Source organism: Streptomyces sp. NPDC087901, from assembly GCF_044742205.1.
Taxonomy (GTDB): Bacteria; Actinomycetota; Actinomycetes; order Streptomycetales; family Streptomycetaceae; genus Streptomyces.
In genome coordinates this window covers 133189-153702 of sequence record NZ_JBIUUC010000002.1, presented here as the reverse complement: position 1 = coordinate 153702, position 20514 = coordinate 133189, and the positions used below count along the sequence as shown (strand labels likewise).

At 71.2% G+C, this 20514-nt stretch carries 21 protein-coding genes; 14 read left to right on the top strand and 7 right to left on the bottom strand.

Translation table 11 applies throughout. The features are described 5' to 3' along the window. Positions 1–6: 6 nt before the first annotated feature. The 7 genes from ACIOEW_RS06260 to ACIOEW_RS06230 all read left to right on the top strand — a co-directional run bounded on the left by ACIOEW_RS06260 (position 7) and on the right by ACIOEW_RS06230 (position 5570). Positions 7–882, top strand: coding sequence for a diiron oxygenase (locus tag ACIOEW_RS06260; RefSeq protein WP_362549152.1), 876 nt, complete (start codon positions 7–9; stop codon positions 880–882). Between the two features lie 89 nt (positions 883–971). After that, a complete protein-coding gene (locus tag ACIOEW_RS06255; RefSeq protein WP_401961801.1) occupies positions 972–1832 on the top strand; it encodes a hypothetical protein in 861 nt (286 codons plus the stop codon). Beyond that, positions 1819–2853, top strand: a complete 1035-nt coding sequence (locus ACIOEW_RS06250; protein WP_401961798.1) for an NAD(P)H-dependent flavin oxidoreductase — start codon at positions 1819–1821, stop codon at positions 2851–2853. The genes ACIOEW_RS06255 and ACIOEW_RS06250 overlap by 14 nt, the downstream gene beginning before the upstream one ends. Further along, positions 2850–3347 carry a 4'-phosphopantetheinyl transferase superfamily protein gene (locus tag ACIOEW_RS06245; RefSeq protein WP_362549160.1) on the top strand — a complete coding sequence of 166 codons (498 nt, stop codon included), beginning with the start codon at positions 2850–2852 and terminating at the stop codon, positions 3345–3347. Before ACIOEW_RS06250 ends, ACIOEW_RS06245 begins: the two co-directional genes overlap by 4 nt. After that, positions 3344–3595: an acyl carrier protein gene (locus ACIOEW_RS06240; protein ID WP_362549163.1), complete on the top strand. Its 252-nt coding sequence runs from the start codon at positions 3344–3346 to the stop codon at positions 3593–3595. The genes ACIOEW_RS06245 and ACIOEW_RS06240 overlap by 4 nt, the downstream gene beginning before the upstream one ends. Further along, positions 3592–4833 (top strand): hypothetical protein, encoded by a 1242-nt coding sequence (locus tag ACIOEW_RS06235; RefSeq protein WP_401961794.1) that lies wholly within the window; start codon positions 3592–3594, stop codon positions 4831–4833. The genes ACIOEW_RS06240 and ACIOEW_RS06235 overlap by 4 nt, the downstream gene beginning before the upstream one ends. Next, a complete protein-coding gene (locus ACIOEW_RS06230; protein WP_362549168.1) occupies positions 4830–5570 on the top strand; it encodes a methyltransferase domain-containing protein in 741 nt (246 codons plus the stop codon). The genes ACIOEW_RS06235 and ACIOEW_RS06230 overlap by 4 nt, the downstream gene beginning before the upstream one ends. 101 nt (positions 5571–5671) lie before the next feature. Here ACIOEW_RS06230 and gcl read toward each other — a convergent pair whose 3' ends face one another. Beyond that, on the bottom strand, positions 5672–7447 hold the full coding sequence (gcl, locus tag ACIOEW_RS06225; RefSeq protein ID WP_401961791.1) for a glyoxylate carboligase: 1776 nt from the start codon (positions 7445–7447) through the stop codon (positions 5672–5674). A 310-nt stretch (positions 7448–7757) separates the two neighbouring features. On the opposite strand from gcl, the gene ACIOEW_RS06220 reads away from it, so the two are divergent. The 3 genes from ACIOEW_RS06220 (at position 7758) to ACIOEW_RS06210 (ending at position 9398) form a co-directional block, all read left to right on the top strand. Beyond that, positions 7758–8480, top strand: a complete 723-nt coding sequence (locus ACIOEW_RS06220) for a hypothetical protein (RefSeq protein WP_401961789.1) — start codon at positions 7758–7760, stop codon at positions 8478–8480. 47 nt (positions 8481–8527) lie between these two features. Then, positions 8528–9064, top strand: a complete 537-nt coding sequence (locus tag ACIOEW_RS06215) for a GNAT family N-acetyltransferase (protein ID WP_401961786.1) — start codon at positions 8528–8530, stop codon at positions 9062–9064. Positions 9065–9140: 76 nt separating this feature from the next. Beyond that, the gene (locus tag ACIOEW_RS06210; RefSeq protein WP_401961785.1) at positions 9141–9398 is read left to right on the top strand and encodes a hypothetical protein; all 258 of its coding nucleotides are present in this window, start codon (positions 9141–9143) and stop codon (positions 9396–9398) included. 145 nt (positions 9399–9543) lie between these two features. Here ACIOEW_RS06210 and ACIOEW_RS06205 read toward each other — a convergent pair whose 3' ends face one another. Continuing rightward, positions 9544–9870 (bottom strand): metalloregulator ArsR/SmtB family transcription factor, encoded by a 327-nt coding sequence (locus ACIOEW_RS06205; protein WP_362549183.1) that lies wholly within the window; start codon positions 9868–9870, stop codon positions 9544–9546. Positions 9871–9993: 123 nt separating this feature from the next. Between ACIOEW_RS06205 and ACIOEW_RS06200 the strand changes: the two genes are divergently transcribed. Beyond that, positions 9994–11190: an MFS transporter gene (locus ACIOEW_RS06200; protein ID WP_401961782.1), complete on the top strand. Its 1197-nt coding sequence runs from the start codon at positions 9994–9996 to the stop codon at positions 11188–11190. Positions 11191–11236: 46 nt separating this feature from the next. Here ACIOEW_RS06200 and ACIOEW_RS06195 read toward each other — a convergent pair whose 3' ends face one another. Both ACIOEW_RS06195 and ACIOEW_RS06190 read right to left on the bottom strand, forming a co-directional pair. After that, positions 11237–12844, bottom strand: coding sequence for an AMP-binding protein (locus ACIOEW_RS06195; protein ID WP_401961779.1), 1608 nt, complete (start codon positions 12842–12844; stop codon positions 11237–11239). Next, entirely contained in the window at positions 12841–14517 is a 1677-nt protein-coding gene (locus ACIOEW_RS06190; protein WP_401961776.1) for an AMP-binding protein, read from the bottom strand. Before ACIOEW_RS06190 ends, ACIOEW_RS06195 begins: the two co-directional genes overlap by 4 nt. A gap of 130 nt (positions 14518–14647) precedes the next feature. On the opposite strand from ACIOEW_RS06190, the gene ACIOEW_RS06185 reads away from it, so the two are divergent. Together ACIOEW_RS06185 and ACIOEW_RS06180 are read left to right on the top strand one after the other, a co-directional pair. Further along, positions 14648–15490 carry a LuxR C-terminal-related transcriptional regulator gene (locus tag ACIOEW_RS06185; protein ID WP_362549195.1) on the top strand — a complete coding sequence of 281 codons (843 nt, stop codon included), beginning with the start codon at positions 14648–14650 and terminating at the stop codon, positions 15488–15490. Positions 15491–15515: 25 nt separating this feature from the next. Beyond that, a complete protein-coding gene (locus tag ACIOEW_RS06180; RefSeq protein ID WP_362549198.1) occupies positions 15516–16160 on the top strand; it encodes a LysE family translocator in 645 nt (214 codons plus the stop codon). Positions 16161–16316: 156 nt separating this feature from the next. Here ACIOEW_RS06180 and ACIOEW_RS06175 read toward each other — a convergent pair whose 3' ends face one another. Beyond that, positions 16317–17477, bottom strand: a complete 1161-nt coding sequence (locus tag ACIOEW_RS06175; protein ID WP_401961774.1) for a winged helix DNA-binding domain-containing protein — start codon at positions 17475–17477, stop codon at positions 16317–16319. A 134-nt stretch (positions 17478–17611) separates the two neighbouring features. Between ACIOEW_RS06175 and ACIOEW_RS06170 the strand changes: the two genes are divergently transcribed. Beyond that, the gene (locus ACIOEW_RS06170; RefSeq protein ID WP_401961772.1) at positions 17612–18493 is read left to right on the top strand and encodes a DMT family transporter; all 882 of its coding nucleotides are present in this window, start codon (positions 17612–17614) and stop codon (positions 18491–18493) included. A gap of 68 nt (positions 18494–18561) precedes the next feature. Here ACIOEW_RS06170 and ACIOEW_RS06165 read toward each other — a convergent pair whose 3' ends face one another. Both ACIOEW_RS06165 and ACIOEW_RS06160 read right to left on the bottom strand, forming a co-directional pair. Beyond that, a complete protein-coding gene (locus ACIOEW_RS06165) occupies positions 18562–19146 on the bottom strand; it encodes a TerD family protein (RefSeq protein ID WP_362549205.1) in 585 nt (194 codons plus the stop codon). A 101-nt stretch (positions 19147–19247) separates the two neighbouring features. After that, a complete protein-coding gene (locus tag ACIOEW_RS06160; protein ID WP_401961769.1) occupies positions 19248–20513 on the bottom strand; it encodes a CaiB/BaiF CoA transferase family protein in 1266 nt (421 codons plus the stop codon). Position 20514: the final 1 nt, after the last annotated feature.

Sequence of the window (20514 nt, the reverse complement as noted above, 5' to 3'; positions counted from 1 at the left end):
GTCACGATGAGCACTGCCACGGTATCCGTCTGGGACGACGAGTTCAGCGCCGCTGTGAAGCGGCTGACCGCCGCCGCCGAGAACGACTACTACAACCCGTACCAGACGTTCGACTGGCCCGACAGCATTCCCGAGGGCGCGCTGTGGATGAGCGAGGACCTCATGTCGGTGCACGGCACCGACGCCGCCGCCGGGCTCACCCGCGACCAGTACCTGGCGCTGGCCAAATGGGAGAGCGTCAACTTCTACAGCCTGAACGTGCACGGCATCCGGGAGTTGCTCCAGGAGGTCGTGGCCCGTATCCACGCCCCCGGATACGAGATCCCTACCCCGTTCTTCCACCACTTCCTGGGTGAGGAGAACGAACACATGTGGTTCTTCGCGGAGTTCTGCCTGCGGTACGGCAAGAAGCTCTACGCCGACCGGTCCATGGCCTTCCCCGCCAAGAGCCACTCCGCGCTGCTCGACAACTTCATCGTCTTCAGCCGGATCCTGATCTTCGAGCAGATCGTCGACCACTTCAACAGCAGGATGGCCGCCGACGCGACGCTGCCCGAGACGATCCGCGCCATCAACCGGGTCCACCACCAGGACGAGTCCCGGCACATCGCGTTCGGCTGCCAGTTGGTGCGCGCCCTGTACGAGCGGCTGTGCGAGGCCGGCGACGCCGAGGAGAAGGCCATGGCCCGCACCTACGTGGAGCGCTACATCGAGACGTCCATCCAGCAGTTGTACAGCGTCGAGGTCTACCGCGACGCCGGCATCCCCGACCCCTTCGCCTTCCGCACCCGGTTGCTGGCCGACCCGGCCCGGCAGGCGGCGCACGCCTCGATCACCTCCCGCACCACGGCCTTCTACCAGCGGATCGGCCTGCTCGGCTGAGCGCCGTCCGACCGCACCACCACCCGACGGCGTCCGCACACCGGCCGCGCCGAGCGGGAACCGCACCGGACTCAAGGAGAAGCCGCCCCATGACCACGCACGCCACCTCTTCCGCCCCGCCGTCGGACACGGCCGCGCTCCGGCAGCCGGGACCCGGTCTCGTGCCGCTGGGCCCCGCCCGCACCGCGCTGTTCCACGCCCTCGACGACCTGTTCACCCAGCTGGCGGCCCAGGTGGAAGCCCCCGCCGTCGTCGGCCCCCCGCTGCTTCCCGCCGAGGGGCTGGCGCGGCTGGACTACTTCCACAACTTCCCGCACCTGGGCGTGTCCGCGGGGCGCTTCACCGAGGAGGGCATCGACGGGCTGGCGGCCGGATCCGCGCCCGCGGACGTGTCCCTGGCCGCCACCGGCTACATGCTCCCCTCCGCGACCTGCTACGGGCTGCTGCTCTCCCTGGAGGGCCAGGAGGTCGGTGCCGGGCAGCGCCTCACCTCGGTCGGACGCTGCTTCCGCAACGAGACGCACTACGACGGGCTGCGCCGCCTGTGGGGCTTCCACATGCGCGAGGTCATCTACCTGGGCACCTCGCAGGGCGCGGCGGAACACCTGGCCGCGTCGAAGGAGTTCATCACCGCCCTCGCCGCCGATCTGGGCGTGGAGCTGAGCTACGAGCCCGCCAACGACCCCTTCTACGACAAGACCGGCTCCCGCGCGAAGCTGATGGCGCTGGACCCCGTCAAGTACGAGTTCCTCGCCAAGGACGGCACGGCCATCGCCTCCGTCAACCGGCACCGCAACTTCTTCGGCGAACGCCTCGGCATCACCACCGAAGGCGCCACCGCGCACAGCAGCTGCACCGCCTTCGGTGTGGAGCGCTGGGTCCACACGATGGAACTGACGCACGGCAGCGCCGAGTCGGCCCTGGCGAGGCTCCGCGATGTCCGGGGCTGACCCCGCTCTCCGGCTGCCCCCGCCGCTGGCCGCGGGGGCGGCCGCCCTGGGGGCCGAACTGCCGTTGATCCAGGCCGGGATGGGAGGGGTGGCGACCCCCGCGCTCGCCGCCGCCGTCAGCGGCGCCGGGGCACTGGGCACCGTCGCCCTCTACAAGAGCGACCGGGCCCTGGCCTCCGGCCTGGTCGCGGCCACGGCGCGGGCCACCCCCGCCGTCTTCGGTGTCAACGTGATTCCCGAGGTCGCGGGGGCGCTGCTGGCCGATCAGCTCGGGGCCGTCCTGGAAGCGGCGGACCGCGAACTCGTGGTGAACAGCTACGGCCTGCCGCCCGTTCCGTTCGCGCGGGAGGTACGCAAGGCCGGTCACCGCCTGGTGGTCCAGGTCGGAACCGCCGAGGACGCGGACGCGGCCGTCGCGATGGGCGCCCGCGCTGTGGTGCTCCAGGGAACCGACGCGGGCGGCCACCACCTCGGGACCCTCCCGGTGCGGCAGCTCCTGGCGCGGACCGCCGAGCGGCGCCTCGGTGTGCCACTGTTCGCCGCCGGGGGCGTGCACCGGGGCGCGGATCTGCTCGGACTCGCCGCCCTGGGGGCGTCGGGCGCCCTGTGCGGGACGGCTTTCGTGGCCACCGAGGAGTCCGGCGCGCACCCCGCGTACCGGCAGGCGCTCACCGTGGCCGGGCCGGGCGACACAGTGATGACGGACCGGTTCTCGATCGGCTGGCCCGGCAGGGTCCATCGTGTCCTGCGCAGCCCGGTCACCGAGGCGGCCGAGCCGCTGCCGGCCCACCTGATCGCCTGGACCACGGTCATGGGTGCCCGCCGGCCCGTTCCCCGTGGTTCGGCGGCGGCTCCCACCGTGGAGGCCGAGGGTCGGGTGGACGAGATGGCCCGGTACGCCGGGGCCGGTGTCGGCCATGTGAACGCGGTACTGCCCGCCGCCGCCGTGGTCGCCCGGCTGCGCGACGAGCTGCGCGGGGCGATCCGGACGGACGCCGAAGCCGTCGGCGGCGCCCGGTGAGCGCGGCCACGACCACCGAGAGGTCCCGCCTCACCGCCCTCCTCGATGAGCTGGCAGCCGGTGCGCCGGTAGCGGTCGGCGTCGACCTGACGCACATCCCGTCGGTGGGCGAGCGGCTGGCCCGGCTCGGGCCCCGCTGGCTCGGCGACCAGTTCACCGAGCGGGAGCTGCGCGAGCTGGACGGTGTGCGCAACGGCAGCCACGCGACTCTGGCCGGCCGTCTGGCTGCCAAGGAGGCGTTCATCAAACTGCTCACCCCTCAGGACGACTTCGTCCTGCACCGCGACATCGAGATCCTGCGTGCGTCCGGCGGGGCGCCTCTGGTCCACGCGCACCGCAGCGCCCTCGCCGCGGCCGGACGCAGGGCACTCACCTCCTGGTCGGTGAGCATCACCCACCAGGGCGACTGGGCCGCCGCCATCGCGGTCGGCGCCCCGGCCCTGCCGGCGCCGGGCCCCGTCCACACCCACAACACACAGGAGAAGCGCTCATGAAGCAGGTAGTCGACTGGCTCTACAGCAAGAACCCCGAGCTGACCGGAGAGATCGGCACCGAACTCGACCTCATCGAAGGGCGGCTCGTCGACTCCCTGGACTTCCTGGAGTTCATCTACCTCCTGGAAGAGGTCTCCGGCCGCCCGATCGACCTGGGAACCGTCAGCGTCGACGACTTCCGGACCCTGGCGCGCATCGAGGAGCGCTTCCTTTCCGCTGGGCCCGCCCTTCAGGACGTCTCCGGATGACCGCTGCGGGGGGCACCGTCAGGTTCGGCAGCTGCGACGCCGAGCGGCAGTGGCGGCCCCAGGGACTCGCCCAGCTGCCCGCTCTGCGGGACCCGCACGCGGAGCGTCTGCTGAGCGGCATGGACGAGCTGCTCGCGGCGCTCTGCCGCCCCGCCGACGTGCTCCTCACCCATCACCGGCCCCCGGCGGCCTTCACCGAGATGATGCACGCGGCCGGTTTCGGCGCCCGGCACCTGCCGGTGCCCGGTCCTACCGGGGAGCCGGTGGAGGAGCGGCTCGCGGCGCACGGCATGGACACGGCCGGTCTCGCGGGATTGGCCTGCGCCCCGTACGCGGTACTGCCGAGCACCCGGGCGGCGCTCACCCGCATGGGGCTCGAGGGACAGCAGCCCGACGCCGGGACGGTCCGCCGGGTCAACTCCAAGACGTTCTCGACCCGGCTCGGCTTCCCCGGCTCGGGCGTGGTCGTCACCTCGGCGGACGAACTGCGCGCGGCCGCCGCCGGGGCGCCGTGCGTGGTCAAGGATCCCTACGGCGTCTCGGGCCAGGGCAACTTCGTGGTCGAAACGGTCACCAGGCTGGACGGGCTCCTGCGCGCCCTGGCCCGGCGGGAGGACCGGATCGAACTCGTCGTCCAGCCGCTGTACGAACGGGCGGCCGATTTCGTCACGCACCTGGACATCGGTCCGGCGGGGCAGGTGACCTGGCACGGGACCCGCGAACTGGTCAACGAGGGGCACTCCTTCCGGGGCTCCGGCCCGGCGGGCGCCGCGCTGCTGGAACAGCTCGACCGCGCCGGGTACCGCGAGACCGTGGAGGCGGTGGCGGCCGCGGTGGCCGCCGAGGGCTACCACGGGCCGCTTGCCGTCGACTCGATGACGACCACGTCGGGTGAGCTCGTCCCCGTACTTGAGGTGAACGCCCGCTTCTCGCCCGCGCTGATCGCCGCCCGGCTCGGTGTCAGGCTCCGCATGGCCTTCGTGCCGGTCGCGGACGACGACTACTTCGAGCGGCTCGTCCACGCCCTGTCCGATGCCGGGCTGCTCGCCGGCGACGACAGGCCGGGGATCCTCCCCCTCGCGGCGTCCACCCTCGCACCCCCGAGAGGCTGGCTCTTCTACGGGATCTTCGGTGATCGGGAAGCCGGCACGGAACCGGACCTGACCCCCGTACTGAACGGACTCGCACCGCGGACCGGCCGAGTCGGCACAGCAGCGCACCACCTGGAGGGCACATGACAGCGGTTCCGTACGACCGGCGCACTGCCGAGGACTACCGGGCCGCGCGGGAGGTTCCCCGCGCCGGGCTCGCGGCCTGGCGCGAGATCATCAGCAAGGAGGCACGTCTCGCCCCCGGAATGACAGTTCTTGACGTCGGCGCGGGGACGGGCGCCTTCGCCTCCGCGTTCCACGAGTGGTTCGGCGTACGCGTCCTGGCCGTCGAACCGTCCGAGGCGATGCGCGCCCTCATTCCCTCTGCCGAGGACATCGAAGTGCACGACGGGCGCGCCGAGAGCCTGCCCGTACCCGACGGGTGCGCCGACGCGGCCTGGCTGGGCTCGGTCATCCATCACCTGTCCGACCCGCGGGCGGCGGCGCGCGAACTGCGCCGGGCCCTGAAGCCCGGGGCTCCGGTCCTCATCCGCAACGTGTTCCCCGGACGGGCCGCCCGCGACCTGCGGGTGCGGTACTTCCCCGCCACCGAGCGCGCCATCAGCACCTACCCGAGTGTCGAACGGATCTGCGAGGCGTTCGCCACCGCGGGCTTCTCCCGGGTCGCTCTGCACTCCGTACCGCAGGAGAGCGCGCCCACGCTGGCGGCGTTCGCGGACAGCATCCGCCGCGACGCCGACTCCAAACTGCGGGGCATCACCGACGAGGAGTTCGCCGCCGGGATGGCGGACCTGCGCGCGGCGGCCGAGGCTGGCCCCGCGGAGCCGGCGACCAGCTGGATGGACCTGCTGGTCCTGTCCTGACCCACTGCCACGCCCGGGCAGTGGATCGTGGGCAGCCACACGTCGGCCCCTGCTCACCCGGTGAACGGTGAACGGGAAGCAGGGGCCGCAGGCCCGACGGATCAGGCCTTCACGAACGGACGAATCGCCGTCGGGGCGTGGGACGGCTCCGACGCGACGTCCTCGAACTCGTTGACCGACGCGATATCCGTGCCGCTCATCGAGATGTTCGTGATCCGCTCCAGGATCGCCTCGACCACCACCGGCACCCGGAACTCCGCCGCCAGCTTCTTGGCCTCCTCGAAGGCCGGCAGCAGCTGGTCCGGCTCGGTGACGCGGATCGCCTTGCAGCCCAGCCCCTCGACGACCTTGACGTGGTCCACGCCGTAGGCGCCGAGCTCCGGCGAGTTGATGTTCTCGAACTCCAGGTTGACCTGGAAGTCGATGTCGAAGTTGCGCTGCGCCTGGCGGATCAGTCCCAGATAGGAGTTGTTCACCAGGACGTGCACGTACGGGATGCGGTGCTGCGCGCCGACCGCGAGCTCCTCCAGCATGAACTGGAAGTCGTAGTCGCCGGAGAGCGCGACGACCGAGCCTTCGGGGTCGGCCGTCGCGACGCCCAGGGCGGCCGGGATCGTCCAGCCGAGCGGGCCCGCCTGGCCGCAGTTGATCCAGTGGCGCGGCCGGTAGACATGCAGCATCTGCGCGCCCGCGATCTGGGAGAGGCCGATCGTGGTGACGTACCGGGTCTCCGGACCGAAGGCCCGGTTCATCTCCTCGTACACCCGCTGCGGCTTCAGCGGCACGTTGTCGAAGTGCGTGCGCCGCTGCAGCTGCGCCCGGCGCTCCTGCGTGGAGGCCGCCCACTGCGAGCGGTCCTTCAGCTTGCCGGCCGCCTTCAGCTCGCGTGCCACCTCGACGAACAGCTTCAGCGCCGCCTTGGCGTCGGAGGCGATGCCCAGGTCGGGGGCGAAGATCCTGCCCAGCTGGGTGGGCTCGATGTCGACGTGGACGAACTTACGGCCGCGGGTGTAGACGTCCAGCTTGCCGGTGTGACGGTTGGCCCAGCGGTTGCCGATGCCGAGGACGAAGTCGGACTCCAGGAAGTTCGCGTTGCCGTAGCGGTGCGAGGTCTGGAGGCCCACCATGCCGGCGTTGAGCTCGTGGTCGTCGGCGAGGATGCCCCAGCCCATCAGGGTCGGGACGACCGGGACGCCGGTCAGCTCGGCGAACTCCACCAGGAGTTCCGACGCGTCGGCGTTGATGATGCCGCCGCCCGCGACGAGCAGCGGCCGCTCGGAGGCGTTCAGCATCTCCAGCGCGCGCTCGATCTGCTTGCGGCTCGCGGCGGGCTTGTGCACCGGCAGCGGCTCGTACAGCTCGGGGTCGAACTCGATCTCGGTGAGCTGCACATCGATCGGCAGGTCGATGAGGACCGGGCCGGGGCGGCCGGTGCGCATCAGGTGGAAGGCCTGCTGGAAGACGCCGGGGACCTGCGCGGCCTCCAGGACGGTGGTGGCGGCCTTGGTGACCGGCCCCGCGATCGACGCGATGTCGACCGCCTGGAAGTCCTCCTTGTGGAGCACGGCGGTCGGGGCCTGGCCGGTGATGCACAGGATCGGGATCGAGTCCGCGATGGCGGAGTAGAGGCCGGTGATCATGTCGGTGCCGGCCGGGCCCGACGTCCCGATGCAGACGCCGATGTTCCCCGGGCGGGCCCGGGTGTAGCCCTCCGCCATGTGGGAGGCGCCCTCGACGTGGCGGGCGAGCGTGTGATGAACCCCGCCGGAGGCCTTGAGGGCCGCGTAGAAGGGGTTGATCGCCGCGCCCGGCACACCGAACGCGTTGCTGACGCCTTCGCGCTTGAGGATCTCAACTGCCGCTCGGGCAGCGGTCATTCGAGGCATTGAGTGCTCCTGCTCGGACCTGGGTGGAGTCGGGCTCTGTCGCGCCACCTGAGAGCACCAATTCCGCATTACGGAAGTTTGATTCTGCGATACGGAAGCAAATCTAAAGTGCGCCCGGACAGCCGTCAAGAGAGGGGGCGCGGGGCGCCACGAGCGCGGACGGGCCCCGCGAAGTACCCCAAGTCCCTCCCCCGGGCCTCGCTCTTGGTGGAGCATGGGGGTACGGAGCGGAGCCGGCCCGGATTCAGGGGGCCGGCCACATGCCCGTGGGCCGGAATCAGTGGCCGGAAGGAGTCCGAGGGTGGAATCAGTGCCGGTACGGTGCCCGGCCTGCCGCCGCGACCACGCGTACGTCACCCCCGTCTACCCGTGTCCCTGCGGCGCGCCGACCACCCCGCCCCTGCTGCGCGGCGCCCCCGTCACTCAGATCACCCATCGCACCTGGAACGACGACTGGGTGACGGTGCGCTGCCGTGGCTGCGGCCGGCACGACCAGTGGCCGCAGCCCGAGCTGTGCTGCCCGTGCGGGGCCGTGCTGCGGATCCCGGTCCGGCCGGTGACGGCTTCCGGCCGCGCGGGCGGCGCGTCCTCCCGGTCCGTGCGGCCGTCGCACATACCTCTGCCGCGTACGGCTCCGGCACCGCGGCCCGCCTTCCGGCCGCAGACGATCCGTACCGCACGCGACGCGGTCGGCGCCGCCGCGCTGTACCTGAAGTGGCTGGGCTACCGCGACGTCGTGCAGCCCGCCGAACGCCCGGCGTCCCGGATCGATCTGCGGGCGGCCGGACTGATCGCCCAGGTCGACTCCACGACCCGGCCGACCGCCCTGCGCGACGTCGAATGCCTGTGGCTCAACGCGCTCAGCACCTCGGTGTCGAGCGTGTTCTTCTCGCTCGCGGGGTACGCGCCGGACGCCAGGGAGCGGGCGGACGGCCTCGGCATCCCGCTGTTCGTCATGGACCTCACCGGGACCCCGCAACCGGTGAACAGCCCGGCGGACGAACTGCTCAGCACCGGCGCCTGAGTCCGGCACACCAACTCCCGAACAGGCGTAGCGCGCCATACTGAACCATGCGTATCCGTCTCGCCCGCCGCTCCGATCTCCCGCTTCTTCAGGCCATCGAGCGCGCCGCAGGTGAACCTTTCCGCACCCTCGGCATGTCCCGGGTGGCCGACGACGACCCACCGCCCCTGGAGCTGCTGAACGGCTACCACGAGGCCGGCCGCGCCTGGGTGACCACGGGCCCCGACAACCGGCTGCTCGGCTATCTCATCGCCGACGAGGTCGACGGCTCCGCCCATGTCGAGCAGGTCTCCGTCCATCCGTCGGCAGCCCGGCGCGGCCTGGGCAGCGCGCTGATCGACCACGTCGCCGGCTGGGCCGCGGCCGGCGGCCTGCGCGCGCTGACCTTGACGACCTTCTCCCACGTGCCGTGGAACGCGCCGTACTACGCCCGGCTCGGCTTCCGCGTCCTGACGGAGTCCGACCTCACCGACGGGCTGCGCAGGATTCGCGCCGAGGAGGCGGAACACGGCCTCGACCGGTGGCCGCGGGTCTGCATGCGGCGCGACGTGCCGCACCTCACAGAAACCGTCCGGCCACAGTGAGTGCTATCGGTCACGTTCGAGCCAGGGGCCACAGATGTTCGGTCTGTTGTCGGTGACGGGCCCTAGAGTGGGGCGCATGGTCTTAACTCCACGGCTCTCTCCACCCGCGACACCTTCCAGACCCGCGACACCCGCGGCTCCGTCGCACATCACCTTTCCCGCACAACCGGCCCACCCCGCCGCCGTCGAGGCGAACGAGGCGATCCGCGCGCTCGTGGACGCGCGGGCCGGCCAGGACTGGTCCCCCATGGAGTCCGCGGCCTACGAAGTACTCCTGATCGAATGGGCAGCCGCGACCCAGGGCGCCGCCGGCGACATCATCGAAGCCGCCTGACCGCAGCCCCAAGTGCGAAGTGCGGCCCGGCAGCTGGCCGGCAGGTCGAGCGATGCGGCGACCGAAGTCGCAGCCGCGATCGCACGCGTGACGTCGGTCATCTCCACCCTCGAATCCAGGCATGGACGGGCGAGGGCAATGCCGACTATCGCGGCTCGGCACAGCGGCGGGCCCCGTTGAGTACGGAATCGAACAGGCCGGGGAACAGGACGTCGAGGTCGTCGCGACGCAGCCGCACCATTCGGGAGCGGCCCTGGACGGTGGTCCAGGTGACCCCCGCCTCGCGCAGCACCCGGTAGTGGTGGGACAGCGTCGTCTGATGCACGTCCAGATCACCGCCGATGGCGTTGCAGCTCTCCTCGCCGGTGACGGCGAGCCGTTGGACGATCTCGAGCCGCACCGGATCGGCCAGCGCGCGCAGCACTTCGACCATCCGGATCGCCTCGGTCGCCGGCTGGATCACCTCACGCATCGTTTACCTCCATCCGTGACAGGCCCCAGCCTAGTCATTCATTGATACATGGACAAGCATCCATGTATTGCTTAGAGTGCCGATCACCTACCTCCGCACTGCTCCGGAAGGGCGGCACGACCCATGCTCACACGCTTACTCCCCCTGGCCGCGGCGACGTTCGCCGTCGGCACCGACAGTTACGTCATCGCGGGCCTGCTCCCCTCCATCGCCGCCGACCTGCGGGTCTCCACCCCGGCGGCCGGTCAGCTGGTGACGGTCTTCGCCCTGACGATGGCGTTGTCCGCGCCCGTCATGGGGGCCCTCACCAGTGCCCTGAACCGTCGTTCAGCACTGCTCATCGCCCTGGCCGTGTTCGTGATCGGCAACGTCGTCACGGCGTTGGGAACCAGCTACGGCGTGGTGATGGTCTCCCGCATCGTCACCGCCGTGGGAGCGGGCACCATCACCGCCGCGGCCTCCAGTACCGCCGCGGCCATCGCACCGCCGGAACGCCGCGGCCGGGCCCTGGCCCTCGTCCTGGGCGGCCTGACCTTGGCGACCGCGCTGGGACTGCCTCTCGGCACGGTGATCGGCCGCTCCGACTGGCATGTCACCCTGTGGGCCGTGGCCGGGATCGGCCTGCTGGCGGCCGTCGGCATCGCCGTCGGTCTCCCCGAGGTGAGGCTCCCCGCCGCCTCGCTGCCCGACCGTCTGCGCCCCCTCGGTCAGGGCCGCGTACTGGCGCTGCTGGCGGTCACCTCACTCGCCTTCCTCGGCGCCTACACCCTTTACACCTACATCGGCCCGGCGCTGCGGGACACCACGGGCGGCAACGAATCCCTCCTCACCCTGATCCTGCTGGCCTGGGGCGTCGGCGTCCTGGCCGGGAACATCACCGCCGGGCGCCTGGTCGACCGCCACGACTCCGCACGCGTCCTCACCGGCGCCCTCGCTCTCGCCGCTCTGGCCCTGGTGCTGACCCCGTCGGCGATCCGAGCCCTCGCACCCACCCTGGTCTGGGCCGTGGTCTGGGGCGTGGCCCTCGGCGGCGTCGTCGTACCCCAGCAGCACCGGCTCATCTCCCTCAGCCCCGCCGCCGCACCGGTCCTGCTCGGTCTCAACTCCTCCGCGCTCTACATCGGGATCGCCCTCGGCGGCGGATTCGGCGGGCTGGCGCAGGAGTGGTTCGGGCTCGCACCGGCCGAACTGGGGCCGGCAGCCGCCGGCGTCACCGCCGTGGCCCTCCTCTGGCACCTGGGAACCACGCGCCGCACCAATGCGCCCGACCCCGCCGCACCGGAACCGGCCACGGCCGACCCCCAGAGGTCCGAGGCCTGACCCGCCGCCCCGCCGCCCCGGCACCCCGACACCCCGCGCCCTGGCCCTACCGGTCGTAGTTCTCCCGCAGTTCGATCTTCCTGACCTTCCCGCTGACCGTCATCGGGAAGGCCTCCATGATCCGGAGCAGTCGCGGGACCTTGTAGTGCGCCAGCCGCTCGTGACAGAAGGCGCTGATCTCCGCCAGGCTCGGCGGGTCCCCCGGGTCGGCGGGAATGACGCAGGCCAGGATCTCCTCGCCGTACCGCTCGTCCGCCACGCCCACCACCTGCACATCGGCGACCTTGGGGTGGCGGTAGAGGAACTCCTCGATCTCTCGCGGGTAGACGTTCTCGCCACCTCGGATGATCACGTCCTTGATCCGGCCGACAATCTGTACGTAGCCGTCCTCGCGCATCACCGCGAGGTCCCCGGTGTGCATCCAGCGCCCCGCGTCGATCGCCTCCGCGGTCCGCTCGGGCTGCTCCCAGTAGCCGAGCATCACGCTGTAGCCGCGGGTGCACAGTTCGCCGGACACACCGCGCTCCAGCGTCACGCCGGTTGCCGGATCGACGACTTTGACCTCGATGTGCGGCATGACGCGGCCGACCGTGCCGGTGCGGCGCTCCAGGTCGTCGTCGCGGCGGGTCTGGGTGGAGACCGGGGAGGTCTCCGTCATGCCGTAACAGATGGACACCTCGTCCATGTGCATCTCGGCGACGACCCGCTTCATCACCTCGACCGGGCAGGGTGATCCGGCCATGATCCCGGTACGCAACGAGGAGAGGTCGTACGAGGCGAAATCGGGGAGGTCCAGTTCCGCGATGAACATGGTGGGGACGCCGTACAGCGAGGTGCAGTGCTCCTCCTGGACGGCGGCCAGGACGGCCGCGGGTTCGAACGCGGGGGCCGGGATCACGATGCAGGCACCGTGCGAGGTGATGCCGAGGTTTCCCATGACCATGCCGAAGCAGTGGTAGAAGGGCACCGGCAGACAGACGCGGTCCTGTTCCGTGTACGCGACCAGCTCGCCCACGAAGTAGCCGTTGTTGAGGATGTTGTGGTGGGAGAGGGTCGCTCCCTTGGGGAAGCCGGTGGTGCCCGAGGTGTACTGGATGTTGATCGGGTCGTCGCAGGACAGTCCGGCCTCACGGGAAGCGAGTTGTCCGGCGGTCACCGATCCGGCCACGGCGAGCAGTTCGTCCCAGGAGCGGTCGCCGATGTAGTGCACGGCGCGCAGGTCGGGGCAGTTCGCCCGGACCTCGGCGACCAGGGCCCGGTAGTCGCTGGTGCGGTGCGCGAGCGAGGCGGCCAGGAGGGAGATCCCTGCCTGCTTCAGCACGTACTCCAGCTCGTGCGCCCGGTACGCGGGGTTGATGTTGACCATGACGGCGCCGATGCGCGCGGTCGCGTACTGGACGAGCACCCACTCCGGGCAGTTGATCGCCCAGATGCCGACCCGGTCCCCCCTGGCCACGCCCGAGGCCATCAGCGCACGGGCCAGCTCGTCGACGGCCGCGCCGAACTCGGCGTACGTCCAGCGCCGTCCGGACGGTACGTCGACGAGCGCCTCGCGGCCCGGATACGCCTCGATCGCCCGGTCGAGATTGCGTCCGATGGTGTCGCCGAGGAGGGGGGTGGTGCCGGTGCCGTGGGCGTAGGACGGCTCCGTCATGTCAGGTCCCCCTCGCTGTACTCCGTCCCCGTGCCCTGAGCGGTGCGCTCGCGCAGCTCGATGCGGCGGATCTTCCCCGAGACGGTCTTCGGCAGCTCCGCGAACTCCAGCCGGCGGACCCGCTTGTACGGGGCGAGCACCGCCCGGGAGTGGGCGAAGAGCACCTTGGCGGTGTCCGGTCCCGGCTCCCAGCCCTCGGCGAGCACGACGTACGCCTTCGGGACGGAGAGGCGCACCGGGTCGGGGGCCGGCACGACCGCGGCCTCCGCGACGGCCTCGTGCTCCAGCAGGGCGCTCTCCAGCTCGAACGGGGAGATCTTGTAGTCGGAGGCCTTGAAGACGTCGTCGGCGCGGCCGACGTACGTGATGTAGCCGTCGGCGTCGCGGGAACCGATGTCGCCGGTGCGGTAGTAGCCGCCCGCCATGGCTTCCGCGGTGCGGTCCGGGTCGCCGTGGTAGCCGGTCATCAGGCCGACCGGGTGGCCGGACAGGTCGAGCGAGATCTCGCCCTCGACGGCCCCGGGTTCACCGCTGACCGGGTCGAGGAGGACGACCTTGAAGCCGGGACTCGGGCGTCCCATCGACCCGGCCTTCAGGACCTGACCGGGGGTGTTGGCGACCTGGACGGCGGTCTCCGTCTGGCCGAAGCCGTCGCGGATGGTGACGCCCCACGCGCGCCGGACCGTTTCGATGACCTCGGGGTTCAGCGGCTCACCGGCCGCGACGACCTCGCGCGGCGGGGTCTTCAGCTGGGAGAGGTCGGCCTGGATGAGCATGCGCCAGACGGTGGGCGGGGCGCAGAAGCTGGTGATGGCGGAACGGTCCATCTCGGCCATCAGCCGGCCGGCGTCGAAGCGGGTGTAGTTGAAGATGAAGACGGTCGCCTCGGCGCTCCACGGGGCGAAGAGATTGGACCAGGCGTGCTTGGCCCAGCCGGGCGAGGAGATGTTGAGGTGGACGTCGCCGGGCTTGAGCCCGATCCAGTACATCGTCGACAAGTGGCCCACGGGGTAGGAGACATGGGTGTGCTCGACGAGTTTGGGACTGGCGGTGGTGCCCGAGGTGAAGTACAGCATCAGCGGTTCGTCGGCGTCGGTCTCCCGGTCAGCCGTGAAGGTCTCCGGCTGCTCGTCGGCCCCGGTGTACGAGATCCAGCCCTCGGTGTCGGCACCCACGGAGATCCGGGTGTAGTCACCGGGCACCTCGTCGAACTTGCCGGTGTCGGTGTCCCGGACCAGGACGTGCCGCACCCGGCCGCGCTCGACCCGGTCGCGCAGGTCGACGGGGCCCAGCAGCGGCGTCGCGGGGATGACGACGGCGCGCAGCTTCATCGCGGCGAGGGCGGTCTCCCACAGCTCGACCTGGTTGCCGAGCATGACGAGGATGCGGTCGCCCTCGCGTACGCCCTGGGCGCGCAGCCAGTTCGCGGCCTGGTTGGAGCGGGCGGACATCCGGGCGAAGGACGTCTCGGTGCGTCCGCCGTCCTCCTCCACGATGTGCAGGGCGGTGCGGTCGTTGTTCTCGGCGATGACGTCGAACCAGTCGAGCGCCCAGTTGAAGTGGTCGCTCCGGGGCCAGCTGAAGCCCTCGTAGGCCGCGGTGTAGTCCTCGCGGTGGCGAAGCAGGAAGTCCCGGGCGGCCCGGAATGTCTCCGTCGCACTGGGTGCCGACATGTGCCCTCCTCATTGCGGACCGGACCGGTCACTTAACATCATGTAAACAGTGACCCAGGTCTCACCACCCCCGAACGGGGGTGCTGTGGGGAATGCCGTGTTCCCCGGAGCCGGGCGGAGAGGCGTCAGCGTGCCGGAATCGGTCGATGCGGTCGAGATGCAAGCGGCGCTGCTGCGGCTGCGCCGGACGAGCGGGCTGCCCGTGGCCTTCGGCGGGCTGCTCTCCGACACCCGCCACGCCAGGATCGCCGAGCTGAACGGGGCGCAGACCACGGCCCTGCGCGGGCTCATGATCTCGGCCGGCAGCGGTCTCGGCGGGAAGGCGATCGCGCTGTCGCGGCCGTGCGCGGTGACCGACTACCACTCCTCGCGTCACATCAGCCACGAGTACGACACGGCGGTCGCCGCGGAGGGTCTGCGCTCGGTGGTCGCCGTGCCCGTCGTCGTACGCCGCAAGGTGCGGGGGGTGCTGTACGGGGCGCTGCGCGAGCCCCTCACGCTCGGGGACCGTACGTTCGACGCGGCTGTCTCGGCGGCCCGCGACGTGGAGCAGGCGCTGGCCGTCCGGGACGAGGTTCAGCAGCTGCTCGCCGTGACCCGGGAGGAGGTCACCGACCCCCGGGCCGCGCCCGGGGCGTGGGAGGACGTCCGGGAGGCGCACCGCGAGCTGCGTGCCCTCGCGCCGAAGGTCGTCGACCCCGCGCTGCGCGACGAGTTGCTCGCGGTGTGCGGGCGGCTCGCCGCGGCGACGGGTGCCCGGGTGCCCGCGGTGCGCGGGTTCCAGCTGGCGCCGCGCGAGGTGGACGTGCTCGCCTGTGTCGCCTCGGGTGCCACGAACGCGGTGACGGCGGACCGGCTCGGGGTGCGGCCGGAGACGGTGAAGGGCTATCTGCGCTCTGCCATGCGGAAACTGGGCGCGCATACCCGGCTGGAGGCGGTCGTTGCGGCCCGGCGGGCGGGGCTGCTGCCGTAGGTTCGGTGGTGAGGGGGTGAGGGACATGGTGTCCACCCATCAGTACTTGGCGTTCGCGGCGATGTCGCTGCTGGTGATCGTCATCCCGGGGCCGAGCGTGCTGTTCGTGATCGGCCGGGCTCTCGCACACGGCCGCCGTACCGCCTTGGCCACGGTGCTGGGCAATGTGGCTGGCAGCTATGTGCTGGTGATCGCGGTCGCGCTGGGGATCGGTTCACTCGTCGAGCGGTCGGCGACGGTGTTCCTGGCGGTGAAACTGGCGGGCGCGGCGTATCTGGTCTTCCTGGGCGTGCAGGCGTTCCGGCACCGCCGGGAGATGAACCTCGGCTCGGTGGCGGCGCCGGAGCGGCCCGCGCGCGGTGATGTGCGTACGGTGGCGGACGGAGTGCTCGTCGGGGTCACCAATCCGAAGGGGATCGTCTTCTTCGCCGCTGTGCTGCCGCAGTTCGTGGACCCCTCGACGGGGCATCTCCCGGCGCAGATGCTGCTGTTGGGCCTGGTGCCGATCGCCATCGGTCTGGTGACGGACACGCTGTGGGGGCTCGGCGCCTCGGCGGCCCGGAGCTGGTTCGCCCGCTCGGACCGGCGGCTTTCGATGATCGGCGGGGCGGGCGGCTTCGCGATGATCGGCCTCGGGGTGACGGTGGCGGCCACGGGCCGCGCGGACTAGGGACTCCGGCTCGGATCAGTTCGGATCGGCCCGGAACAGTTCGGGTCAGTTCGGGTCAGACCTGATCCGGTCCGGTCCGATCCTTTTCGATCCGGTCCCGGCCCGGTACCGGCACGGGTGCCACGAGCCTCGTTGCTGCCGGGGGCGGCGCCCCGTTCACCCGTCGAAGTCGATGAACGAGGCGAACCGGACGTCGTAGCCGTTGCCGTCGGTGGCGGCCTTCGTCATCACGGCGAGCATGGCCACGGCCTCGTCCGTGACGGCGTCCCGCTCGGCCGCGGTGAACGGACGCAACTCCTGCACGGTGACGGTCGTCGGCGCGCCGCCTCCGTCGGACTCCGGCCGCCAGATCGCGGCGAGGAATCCGTCGACCAACAGGCTGCCGTACGCCTGGTTGCCCACCCCGTTGCGTCCCTTGAAACGGGGCGGGATCACACGGGACCGGTCCGCGTGCCCGAGCAGGACGTTGTCGAACTCGGGCAGAAAGCGCGGCGGGGCGGGGGTGTCCTCGTCGGGGCGCGGCGCGTCGGGCAGATCGAAGAGTTCGGCGCCGTTCTCGTCCCGGAAGGTGACCAGGTTCGGGCGGAGCCGTTCGAAGACCTCGCGCATCCGGGTCAGCCCGGCCCACGACTGCATGTCCTTGACGGACGCCGGTCCGAAGGCGGCGAGATAGCGCAGCACCGTGGCATCGGGCGCCGGAGCCGGCTCGGAGGGTCTGCCTAGCCAGTGCTCCGCGGTGGTCAGTGCGACCTGGCCGCTCTTCCCCCACACCCCGCGCGGGGTGACCTGGACGAGCGGCAGCAGGCAGCGGGCGGCCGTGCTCAGCGCCTGCGGGTCCGCGTCGGGCCACTCGACGAGCAGCCTTTCGCGGATCTCCTTCGGGGTACGGGGCGTCTCCTCGACGTACGCCCTGCTGAGGTCGCGGAGCCGGTCCAGCTCCACTCCCACGAGCCCCTTGCTGAAGATCCTGAGCTCCCGGTCGCGGGCCTCCTGCACGAGCGGACGCAGAGTCAGGGCGTCGTCGGCCGTGTGGGTGTGGATCGTGGAGCGCAGGGTGACGATACGGACGACCTCGCGCGACTCCATCAGCGAGGCGAGCTCGGCCGGCTCGAAGCCCTCCAGCCGGGCGAGGAGCTGGTAGTACGGCGGCCTGGTGTTCTGCGCCTGGAGGCCGACGAGGTGGCGGACGGCGTCCTCGGCGCTCATCGTGGCACGACGGAGCAGGAGTTGGCGCTCCAGGGTCGCGCGCCCCAGCGCCTGCGGTGAGAGCACGGCGGGCGGGACGGCGGCGGCAGAGGTCTTCTTCTTCACGGCCATGAAGGGCACGCTACGCGGCCATGCGGTCAGGTTCGGTCCTGATGGGGACAGCTGCTGGTGAACATGACGTCTTCCGCCATGCCGACCGGCGGCGGGACCCCGGATCGCACGCCGGGCACCCGCATCATGGACCGGTGATCAGCGTCCTGTTCGCCATCCTCACCGCGCTCAGCAACGGCGCGGCCTCCGTCCTCCAGCGCCGCGCCGCCCTCACCGCCCCGGACAGCAAGGCGATGCGCCTGTCACTGATCGGCCATCTGCTGCGCCAGAAAGTGTGGCTGGCCGGCATCGGCCTGGTGATCGTCGCCGCCGTGTGCCAGGCCGTGGCGCTGGCCACCGGGCCGATCGCGGTGGTGCAGCCGATCTTCGTGATCGAGCTGCCGGCGACACTCCTGATGGCCGGCTTCATGATGCGGGTGAGGCTGCCCCGGCCGGTGTGGTTCGGGGTGGCCGCCGTGACGTCCGGTCTGGCCCTCGGCATGGCGTCGGCCGCTCCCGAAGGGGGCAGCGCCACGGTTCACGGGGCGGCGTGGGTTCCCGCCCTGATCCTGACGGGCCTGTTCGAGGCGGCTCTGATCGGAGGCGCCCTGGCCACCCGCGGCAATCCCAGGGCGGCGCTGCTGGGCCTGGCCGCCGCCTGCGCGTACGCGCTTACCGCCGCCCTGATGAAGGACGCCATGGCGCGGCTCGACGACGGCGGCGGGGCGGCCGCGCTCTTCTCGTCGTGGCAGCTCTACGCCACCGCCGCGGCGGGCGTCGGCGCGCTGTTCCTCCTCCAGAACGCGCTGCAGGCCGGCACGCTCGTCGCGGTCCAGCCGTGCCTGACCCTGGGTGACGCCCTGATCAGCGTCCTGTACGGGGTGACCCTGTTCGGCGAGGAGCTGCGCACCGGCTGGTGGCTGCTCCCCGAGCTGCTGGCGCTCTGCCTGATCGCCGTGGGCTGCGTGGAACTGGCGCGTTCACCGCTGGCGGCCGGGAACGCGACGGCCCCGGCCCGTACGCGGCGGGTCGAGTGACTGCCGCGTGTACGGGCCGGGGCGGGGCGCTCGCGCCGTGCCGCCTGCTGCCGGCTACTCGCTACCGGCTACTTGCTGACCGCGAAGCGCATCAGGGCCTGCTCGTCGCCCTGCTTGATCTTCCCCGTCTCGTTGATCACCTCGAGCTTCCAGCTCCCGCCGACGCGGAACGCCTTGGCCACGGCGCAGCCGTTGTCGTTGCTGAGCAGGCTCGGCCAGATGTCCGCCACCTGCTGGGTGGTGCCACCCGTCGCGTCGTACACCTTGAAGCTGATGTTGCGCGCGCTCTGGAAGGAGCTGTGCTTCTTGTACGCGGCGGCGATGAAGACGACGGACGTGATGTTGCCCGGCACCCTGGCGAAGTCGACGGTCACGGTCTCGTCGTCACCGTCACCGTGCCCGGTCTGGTTGTCGCCGCTGTGAGCCAGCGAACCGTTGCCCAGCGGGTCGAGGGAGTCGAGGCCGGCCAGACGTACGGGCTCCGCGCCCTGCATCGCGATGGCGATCAGGTCGAGGTCGGTGCCCTTCTTCTGGCGAAGCTTCCCCATCAGGCCGCCACTGGCGCCGACGGTGGGGTCCCATGACACCCCGATGGACAGGTGGGTCACCCCGTCCAGATCCGCCGGGCCGTCTTCCTTCTTCAACGTGATCATGCGTGATCCTCTTCGTGGCGAGATTCCTACAGGTCGAGTGTGCCTGGTGTCCCCCGGATGCAGCCCATCAGGGGCAAAATTTCGACCAAGTGTTGGACGGCTCAAGACGAATTGTCCTGCGTCGGCACGATGTGGTCGGACGTGTCTGCGTGATAAGGATCCGCGACCTCCACGACGCCCCGGGCGCACAGCCCCTCGATGTCCGAGGCGCTGCGGCCCAGCTCGGCGAGGATCCGCCCGGTGTCCCGGCCCGCCGCCGGGACCGGGTCCATCCGCGGACCGACCCCGCCGAGATCCACCGGCGGCAGGAGCGCCTGCACGGGGCCGGGGGCGCCGGGCACCGAGATATCGCGCCAGCGGTCGCGCTCGGTGAGCGCGGGGTGGTCGAGGAACTCCGCGACGGAGTTCACGCCGGCGTTGGCGATGGCCGCCCGGTCCAGGAGCTCCATGGCGTCCTCGCTTCCGAGGTCCGCGAACCGTTCGGCGACGATGGCGTTGAGCTCCTCGCGGTGGGCGACCCGGTCCGGGCCCGTGACGAACCGGGGATCGTCGACGAGCGCGGGCAGGCCGAGCACGGTGACGCACAGGGCGTCCCACTCCCGCTCGTTCTGGATGGAGAGCATCACGTCCTTGCCGTCGGCGGCGGTGAAGGGGCCGTACGGTGCGATCGTGGCGTGCTGCGCGCCGATCCGCGGCGGCTGGGTGCCGCCGTAGCGCGTGTAGTACGCGGGCTGGCTCATCCACTCGGCGAGAGCGTCGAAGAGGGAGACCTCGACCGTGAGGGCCCGGCCGGTGGTGGCCCGGGTGAAGAGGGCGGACAGGATGCCGCTGTAGGCGTACATGCCTCCGGCGATGTCCGCGACGGAGATGCCCGAGCGCGCCGGTTCGTCGGGCGAGCCCGTGATCGACAGCAGACCGGTCTGGCACTGCACCAGAAGGTCGTACGCCTTGCGGCCGGACCACGATCCGCTCGTGCCGTAGCCGCTGACCGTGCAGGTGATGAGGGAGGGGTACCTGGCCTGGAGGGCGGCCGAGCCGAAGCCCATCCGGTCCGCCGCCCCGGGGGCGAGATTCTGCACGAACACATCGGCTCCGGCGATGAGTTCATGGAGGATCTCGCAGCCCTCGGGTTCCTTGAGGTCCAGGGTCAGGGATTCCTTGGAGCGGTTGAGCCAGACGAAATAGCTGGCCTGGCCGTGCACGGTGGTGTCGTAGCGGCGGGCGAAGTCGCCGCCGCCTCGGCGCTCGACCTTGATGACGCGGGCGCCGAGGTCGGCCAGCTGACGGGTGGCGAAGGGCGCCGCGACGGCCTGTTCCAGGCTGACGACGGTGATGCCCGCGAGCGGGAGCGGAAGCGGTTCGGTCATG

Coding starts and splice junctions, on each gene's coding strand:
- ACIOEW_RS06260 (WP_362549152.1), top strand. CDS start 7: ATGAGCACTGCCACGGTATCCGTCTGGGACGACGAGTTCAGCGCCGCT.
- ACIOEW_RS06255 (WP_401961801.1), top strand. CDS start 972: ATGACCACGCACGCCACCTCTTCCGCCCCGCCGTCGGACACGGCCGCG.
- ACIOEW_RS06250 (WP_401961798.1), top strand. CDS start 1,819: ATGTCCGGGGCTGACCCCGCTCTCCGGCTGCCCCCGCCGCTGGCCGCG.
- ACIOEW_RS06240 (WP_362549163.1), top strand. CDS start 3,344: ATGAAGCAGGTAGTCGACTGGCTCTACAGCAAGAACCCCGAGCTGACC.
- ACIOEW_RS06235 (WP_401961794.1), top strand. CDS start 3,592: ATGACCGCTGCGGGGGGCACCGTCAGGTTCGGCAGCTGCGACGCCGAG.
- ACIOEW_RS06230 (WP_362549168.1), top strand. CDS start 4,830: ATGACAGCGGTTCCGTACGACCGGCGCACTGCCGAGGACTACCGGGCC.
- gcl (WP_401961791.1), bottom strand. CDS start 7,447: ATGACCGCTGCCCGAGCGGCAGTTGAGATCCTCAAGCGCGAAGGCGTC.
- ACIOEW_RS06215 (WP_401961786.1), top strand. CDS start 8,528: ATGCGTATCCGTCTCGCCCGCCGCTCCGATCTCCCGCTTCTTCAGGCC.
- ACIOEW_RS06210 (WP_401961785.1), top strand. CDS start 9,141: ATGGTCTTAACTCCACGGCTCTCTCCACCCGCGACACCTTCCAGACCC.
- ACIOEW_RS06205 (WP_362549183.1), bottom strand. CDS start 9,870: ATGCGTGAGGTGATCCAGCCGGCGACCGAGGCGATCCGGATGGTCGAA.
- ACIOEW_RS06200 (WP_401961782.1), top strand. CDS start 9,994: ATGCTCACACGCTTACTCCCCCTGGCCGCGGCGACGTTCGCCGTCGGC.
- ACIOEW_RS06195 (WP_401961779.1), bottom strand. CDS start 12,844: ATGACGGAGCCGTCCTACGCCCACGGCACCGGCACCACCCCCCTCCTC.
- ACIOEW_RS06190 (WP_401961776.1), bottom strand. CDS start 14,517: ATGTCGGCACCCAGTGCGACGGAGACATTCCGGGCCGCCCGGGACTTC.
- ACIOEW_RS06180 (WP_362549198.1), top strand. CDS start 15,516: ATGGTGTCCACCCATCAGTACTTGGCGTTCGCGGCGATGTCGCTGCTG.
- ACIOEW_RS06175 (WP_401961774.1), bottom strand. CDS start 17,477: ATGGCCGTGAAGAAGAAGACCTCTGCCGCCGCCGTCCCGCCCGCCGTG.
- ACIOEW_RS06165 (WP_362549205.1), bottom strand. CDS start 19,146: ATGATCACGTTGAAGAAGGAAGACGGCCCGGCGGATCTGGACGGGGTG.
- ACIOEW_RS06160 (WP_401961769.1), bottom strand. CDS start 20,513: ATGACCGAACCGCTTCCGCTCCCGCTCGCGGGCATCACCGTCGTCAGC.